The following is a 6,348-nucleotide window of genomic DNA, read 5'->3' on the forward strand; positions in this document are numbered from 1 at the left end:
TGGAGACAGCCAGTTTACCAGCACCCTGTCTGTCAACTTCCACTTCCCCAAGATCCCGCGAAGAACCTTTTTTATTGGGTCAAGCTGTTGGCATCAACAAGGCCACCGGCCTTAGGCACGGCGCCAGCTGGTCTTGCCAGCGCTGTCTTCCAGCACGATGCCCATCTCGGTGAGACGGTTACGGGCGGCATCCGCCGCGGCCCAGTTCTTGTCGGCGCGGGCCTGATTGCGCTCGGCGATCAGGCGCTCGATCTCGGCGACCTCTTCGTCCGCCTCAATACCCTTCAAGAAAGCGTCCGGATCCTGTTGCAGGATGCCGAGCACGGCGCCCAGTTCGCGCAGGCGGGCACCGAGGCCAGCGGCGATAGCCATGTCTTCGGCTTTCTGGCGGTTGATCTCGCGCACCAGGTCGAACAGGGCGGAGTAGGCTTCCGGGGTGTTGAAGTCGTCGTCCATCGCTTCTTTGAAGCGAGCCACCTGCTCGTCACCACCGGCGGCGGCAGCCGCCGGCAGATCGCGCAGGGCGGTGTACATCCGCTCCAGGGCGGCGCGGGCTTGCTTCAAGTTGTCTTCCGAGTAGTTGAGCTGGCTGCGGTAGTGACCGGACATCAGGAAGTAACGGACGGTTTCGGCGTCGTAGTGGGCCAGCACATCACGGATGGTGAAGAAATTGCCAAGGGACTTGGACATCTTCTCTTTATCCACCATCACCATGCCGCTGTGCATCCAGGTGTTGACGTAGTCGCCGCCGTGGGCGCAGCAGGACTGGGCAATCTCGTTCTCGTGGTGGGGGAACTGCAGATCGGAGCCGCCGCCGTGGATGTCGAAGTGGTTGCCAAGGTGCTTGGAGTTCATGGCGGAGCACTCGATGTGCCAGCCAGGACGGCCCGGGCCCCAGGGGCTGTCCCAGGTCGGCTCGCCGGGCTTGGACATCTTCCACAGCACGAAGTCGAGCGGATTGCGCTTGGCATCCACCACGTCGACCCGGGCGCCGGCCTGCAGCTGCTCCAGATCCTGGCCCGAGAGCTTGCCGTAGTCGGCGTAGGACTCGACGATGAACATCACATCGCCGTTGTCCGCCACGTAGGCGTGCCCTTTTTCCAGCAGGGTTTCAACCAGGGCGATGATCTCGCCGATGTGTTGGGTGGCGCGGGGTTCGATGTCAGGACGCACCATGCCGAGGGCGTCGAAATCCTGGTGCATGTCGCCGATGAGGCGCTCGGTGAGATCGTCACAGGTCACGTGCGTTTCGGCGGCACGCTTGATGATCTTGTCGTCCACGTCGGTGACGTTGCGCACATAGGTGAGGTCGTACCCTGCATAACGCAGGTAGCGAGCGACGACGTCGAAGGCGACGAAGGTACGGCCATGGCCGATATGACAGTGATCATAGATAGTGACGCCACACACATACATGCCCACCTTGCCCGGGTGGATAGGTTTGAATTCTTCTTTTTGACGAGTGAGTGTGTTGTATATCTTCAGCATCTTATGACCACTGCCTGTGAGTAAAATGGCCTGCCATTCTAACCGCATCCGGTATAGAAAACGAGGCAGAAAAAGCCCCCTCTCCCCCCCAATGCTGTTCACTTAAGAGAATTTGAGTTCCAGTCCACGTAGTATCAGGGCTAAAAATGAGGGAGGCATGATGCCTCCCTCTTTCTATTGCAAGCCACGCTGGATAAAGGCTGAAGGAACATCGACTGGAAACAGCCTTGCTCCCCCAACTCAAGTCGCATTTATGAATAATTAGTCAAAAATGTGCTTATCTGAACAGCATTGCCCTCTCCCCCCTGCCATCTATGCCGCAGGGCCTTGATGGGCTAGAATTGCCACCACTTTATGCCATACACCTGCGGGCACCTTGCTGCCCGCGTCAAAATGAAAGGACAACTCATGGTTACTCTGCACACCAACCACGGCGACATCACCCTGACCCTGAACGCGGAAAAAGCCCCGGAGACCGTGGCCAACTTCCTGCAATACTGCCGTGACGGTCACTACGACAACACCATCTTCCACCGCGTCATCGACGGCTTCATGATCCAGGGCGGCGGCTATGCCCCGGGCTTTGAAGAGAAAGAGACCCGCGCTCCCATCAAGAACGAGGCGGCCAACGGTCTGTCCAACAAGGTCGGCACCATCGCCATGGCCCGCACCATGGAGCCGCACTCCGCCAGCGCCCAGTTCTTCATCAACGTGAACAACAACGACTTCCTGGACTTCAAGTCCGCCACCACCCAGGGCTTCGGCTACTGCGTGTTCGGTGAAGTGACCGCCGGCATGGACGTGGTCAACAAGATCAAGGGTGTGAAGACCGGCAACTACGGCCGCATGCACCAGGACGTTCCGACCGAAGACGTCGTCATCACCAAGGTGACCCTTGCCGAGTAATCCCTGCCGGCCAGGCTCTGACACAACTGCGGCCCCGGCCGCAGTTTTTCCATCTGCAGCCCCCAACTGGCGCCGCCTCGACTATCTGGCCCAGGGCAACGAACGTCAGCGCTCGGCCCACGCCCTGCTGAGCGGCGGCCTGTGGGATGAGCTTGGCCCCCTGTGCAACGATCTGGCCCTGGTGAGCACGATCGCCATCGGGCTGGATAGGCCCGGCAGCGATCTCGACATCCTCTGCCAGCATCCGGACCCGGCCTTCCTTGCCGCGACACTGGCCGCACAAGGCTGGCAGGTGCGAAGCAAGGGCGAACAGGTCTGGATCGCCGAGCAGCAACGCCACGGGCCAGATGGCCAGTGCTGGCCAGTCGAGCTCTACCTCACCTCTGATCCCCTCGAGACATGTCATGGCTGGCGCCACCTCAGCCTGATGGCCGCCCTGCTTGAGCACTTTGGCGCCCCCTTCCACCGGGAAGTGCTGCGCCTGCGTGTTGATGAAGGGCTCAAGGGGGAAGCGGCCATGTGCCGCCTGCTGGGCCTGTCCGGCGACCCTTACGAGGCGTTGCTGACCCTGGAGGGCGTCAACCTTGCGGGGCTCTGCTGCCCTTCCCTCCCCCACCCGTTCGACGAGCAAGGTCACAGGCCTTGTCCGCACCCAGGCGGGACTCTCTTACCATGATGCCCAGGAACTCATGAGCACCCTCTTTATCAGTGACATTCACCTCAGCCAAGGCAGGCCCGACATGACGGCGGCCCTGGTGCGCTTTCTGGCCGAAGACGCGCCCGGTGCCGACGCCCTCTATGTGCTGGGGGATCTGTTCGAATTCTGGATTGGGGACGACGACCCCAACCCGCTCCACCGCGAGGTGGCCGATGCCTTTCTCGCCCTGAGCCAGCAGGGGGTGCCCCTCTATTTCATTCACGGCAACCGCGACTTCCTCTTGGGGCGCCAGTTTGCCAAACGGGCCGGCATGACCATGCTTGGCGACCCCTGTGTCATCGAGCTGTACGGCGAGCGGGTGCTGCTGAGCCACGGGGATCTGCTCTGCACCCGGGACGAGGGCTACCAGAAGTTTCGCCGCATCACCCAACAGAAATGGCTGCGCTGGATCTTCCTGCGCCTGCCGCTCTCGCGCCGCCAGGCCATCGCCCACAAAATGCGCGGCCAGAGCCAGATGGAGAATGCCCACAAGAGCCAGATCATCATGGACGTGACTCCGGAGGCGGTGGACGACATGCTGCGCCAGCACAGCTGCCGCCTGATGATCCACGGTCACACCCACAGGCCCGCCATCCACGACTTCACTCTGGATGGGCGTGCGGCGCGGCGCATCGTGCTGGGAGACTGGTTCAAGCAGGGGTCGGTGCTGGTGTGCTCCCCCGCCGGGCAGCGCCTCGACACCCGCGCGCTCGGCTGAGGCCCTCTGCCTGCCATGGTCAGGAGCGAGTCTCATATGACCGTTTCTGACTCACGTCGTGCTGCGGCGGGATACAAGCTGGATCCCTGCATATACTCTGGTTCTCTGCACATAACGAGGAGATGACCATGGGATTTCTTACTTGGGTGGTACTGGGGCTGATCGTCGGCATCCTGGCTAAATGGATCATGCCGGGCAAGGATGGCGGCGGTTTCTTCATGACGGTGATCCTGGGGGTGGTCGGTGCCATGGTGGGGGGCTATGTCAGCACCCTGCTTGGGATGGGAACGGTCACCGGCTTCAACCTGCCTAGCATCATCATCGCCACCGTTGGCGCCCTGATCGTGCTGTTTGTCTACAACAAGCTGCGCAGTTGAGGCGCAGCCCCCCCATCGATGCGAGGGCGCCAATGGCGCCCTCGCTGTTTTCAGCCCCGCTGGCGCCAGCTTGTCTCGACTACCCGATCTCATCCACTCGTTTCGTCCGTTCGATGCCGCGCTTGCATCATTTCTAGTTGAGACGTCTAATAAGCCCCATGCAAGCCAATGACCCCCTGCCTCGCCGCCCTCGCGGCCGCCCTGCCCAGCACGGGCACACCTATGCCGATACCCGGGAGCTGTTGATCCGCCGGGGCATGGAGCTGCTGACCGAACAAGGCATCGCCGCCACCTCCATCGAGCGGGTGTTGCAGTCGACCGGGATCCCCAAGGGCTCCTTCTATCACTACTTCGCCACCAAGCACGACTTCACTCTGGCGGTCATGGATGCCTATCACCACTACTTCTGCCGCAAGCTGACGCGCTATCTGGAGGATGAGAGCCTGCCCCCCCTGGCCCGTCTTGTTGCCTTCGTCGACAGCGCCTGCCGGGGCATGACCCGGTTTGCGTTCCAGCGGGGCTGTCTCGTGGGTAACCTGGGTCAGGAGGTGGTGCAACTGTCCCCCGAGCTGCGCCTGCGCCTCGAGCAGATCCTCCTCGACTGGGAGGCGCTGCTTGCCCGCTGCCTGAGGGACGCGGTGACGGCGTGGGAGCTGCCCCCTGATTGTGACTGCCCTGCCCTCGCCCATCAGTTCTGGATCGGCTGGGAAGGGGCCGTACTGCGCGCACGCCTGGTGGGCGATACCGAGCCAATGCTCTCTTTTCTCAATTTTTTCATGAAGTTAGCAAAGTGATTTTTTTACGAAGATTAATAGTCAGTCAGTCCAATTAATGGGAGTAGACAAGATGTTCAACGGTATTCTGATCGAGAAAGACGAGGCGGGTTATCGCGCCAGCTACCAGAGCCTCTCCGAGGAGATGTTGCCTGCCGGGGATGTGACCGTGGCGGTACAGTGGTCTTCCCTCAACTACAAGGATGGCCTGGCCCTCACCGGCGCCTCCCCCGTGGTACGCCGCTTCCCTCTGATCCCCGGCATCGACTTTGCCGGTACCGTGCTGGAGAGCCAGCATCCCGACTGGCACCCCGGCGACAAGGTGGTGCTCAACGGATGGGGCGTGGGCGAGACCCACAGTGGCGGGCTGGCTGAGCGGGCACGGGTCCGGGGCGACTGGCTGGTCGCCCTGCCTGAGCGCTTCCAGCCCCGGGACGCCATGGCCATCGGCACCGCAGGGTACACCGCCATGCTCTGCGTGATGGCGTTGGAGAAGCACGGCATCACCCCCGGTGACGGTGACATTCTGGTGACGGGCGCCAACGGCGGCGTGGGCAGCGTGGCGATCACCCTCCTGGCCAAGCTGGGCTATCGGGTCGTGGCCGCCACCGGGCGGCTGCACGAGGCCGACTATCTGACGTCCCTCGGCGCCGCCGAGGTGATCGATCGCGCCGAACTGGCCGCGCCGGGACGCCCGCTGGGCAAGGAACGCTGGGTCGGCGTCATCGACACCGTCGGCAGCCACACCCTGGCCAATGCCTGCGCCACTACCCGCTACGGCGGCGCCGTGGCCGCCTGCGGTCTCGCGGGAGGGATGGACTTCCCCTCCACCGTCATGCCCTTCATCCTGCGCGGCGTCACCCTCTATGGCATCGACAGCGTGATGGCACCGCGCCCGCAGCGCCAGCAGGCCTGGGCCCGGCTGGCCGAGGATCTCGACCTGACTCGCCTCCATCTCCTCACCCGGGAAGTGCCCCTCTCCCAGGTCGTGACCCTGGGGGATGCCTTCCTGGCAGGCCAGGTGCGCGGTCGGATCCTGGTCAATGTCCAGGGGTGATGACTGACGCGATATGAGCCGGCTCGCCTGACCAGGTCAGGCGAGCCTCTCCAGGGCATTTCGCAGCCATACGGAACGTCACCCCTCCTTCCCATCGTCCATGACAATGGACAACAGATGCGTTCAAACACTCAAGTGCAGGTTTCCCGGACAGAGGGACCGAGACACCGCACCTTCCCGCAGCGCGCCCTCCCCCATCGATGCAGACAACCGTCACGCCTCACCGACAAGCCCCTGCCCTGGATACCCGTATTCGCAGGGCGAGATCGTGAACGTTTTGAAGCAATGTTAAGAGGATTTGACCGACCGATCTGGGTGTGATCTTATACTCT

Annotated in this window: 7 protein-coding genes; 6 read left to right on the forward strand and 1 reads right to left on the reverse strand. The window is 62.4% G+C overall.

Annotation, left to right across the window (positions count from 1 at the left end; translation table 11 throughout):
* Window positions 1-111: 111 nt before the first annotated feature.
* A complete protein-coding gene (gene cysS, locus OKB81_RS18755; protein ID WP_270698412.1) occupies window positions 112-1,488 on the reverse strand; it encodes a cysteine--tRNA ligase in 1,377 nt (458 codons plus the stop codon).
* Window positions 1,489-1,896: 408 nt separating this feature from the next.
* Here cysS and OKB81_RS18760 point away from each other — a divergent pair, with 408 nt between their 5' ends.
* From OKB81_RS18760 to acuI, 6 genes are all read left to right on the forward strand, one after another.
* On the forward strand, window positions 1,897-2,394 hold the full coding sequence (locus tag OKB81_RS18760; protein ID WP_010675220.1) for a peptidylprolyl isomerase: 498 nt from the start codon (window positions 1,897-1,899) through the stop codon (window positions 2,392-2,394).
* A complete protein-coding gene (locus tag OKB81_RS18765) occupies window positions 2,384-3,070 on the forward strand; it encodes a DUF4269 domain-containing protein (protein ID WP_160837473.1) in 687 nt (228 codons plus the stop codon). Before OKB81_RS18760 ends, OKB81_RS18765 begins: the two co-directional genes overlap by 11 nt.
* A 13-nt stretch (window positions 3,071-3,083) precedes the next feature.
* The gene (lpxH, locus tag OKB81_RS18770) at window positions 3,084-3,809 is read left to right on the forward strand and encodes a UDP-2,3-diacylglucosamine diphosphatase (protein WP_160837475.1); all 726 of its coding nucleotides are present in this window, start codon (window positions 3,084-3,086) and stop codon (window positions 3,807-3,809) included.
* A gap of 128 nt (window positions 3,810-3,937) precedes the next feature.
* Window positions 3,938-4,186: a GlsB/YeaQ/YmgE family stress response membrane protein gene (locus OKB81_RS18775; protein WP_010675223.1), complete on the forward strand. Its 249-nt coding sequence runs from the start codon at window positions 3,938-3,940 to the stop codon at window positions 4,184-4,186.
* A 158-nt stretch (window positions 4,187-4,344) separates the two neighbouring features.
* Complete coding sequence (gene acuR / locus OKB81_RS18780; RefSeq protein WP_160837477.1) at window positions 4,345-4,980, forward strand: acrylate utilization transcriptional regulator AcuR; 636 nt, start codon at window positions 4,345-4,347, stop codon at window positions 4,978-4,980.
* Between the two features lie 52 nt (window positions 4,981-5,032).
* Window positions 5,033-6,016 (forward strand): acrylyl-CoA reductase (NADPH), encoded by a 984-nt coding sequence (gene acuI, locus OKB81_RS18785; protein ID WP_160837479.1) that lies wholly within the window; start codon window positions 5,033-5,035, stop codon window positions 6,014-6,016.
* The last annotated feature ends 332 nt before the right edge of the window (window positions 6,017-6,348 follow it).

Origin of the sequence: Aeromonas sp. QDB56 (genome assembly GCF_027705505.1) — a bacterium.
GTDB classification, from domain to species: Bacteria; Pseudomonadota; Gammaproteobacteria; order Enterobacterales; family Aeromonadaceae; genus Aeromonas; species Aeromonas caviae.

What these genes read in the sequence shown, in the direction of transcription:
- OKB81_RS18775 (WP_010675223.1), top strand. Translation starts at nt 3,938, where the DNA reads ATGGGATTTCTTACTTGGGTGGTACTGGGGCTGATCGTCGGCATCCTG.
- OKB81_RS18760 (WP_010675220.1), top strand. Translation starts at nt 1,897, where the DNA reads ATGGTTACTCTGCACACCAACCACGGCGACATCACCCTGACCCTGAAC.
- cysS (WP_270698412.1), bottom strand. Translation starts at nt 1,488, where the DNA reads ATGCTGAAGATATACAACACACTCACTCGTCAAAAAGAAGAATTCAAA.
- acuI (WP_160837479.1), top strand. Translation starts at nt 5,033, where the DNA reads ATGTTCAACGGTATTCTGATCGAGAAAGACGAGGCGGGTTATCGCGCC.
- acuR (WP_160837477.1), top strand. Translation starts at nt 4,345, where the DNA reads ATGCAAGCCAATGACCCCCTGCCTCGCCGCCCTCGCGGCCGCCCTGCC.
- lpxH (WP_160837475.1), top strand. Translation starts at nt 3,084, where the DNA reads ATGAGCACCCTCTTTATCAGTGACATTCACCTCAGCCAAGGCAGGCCC.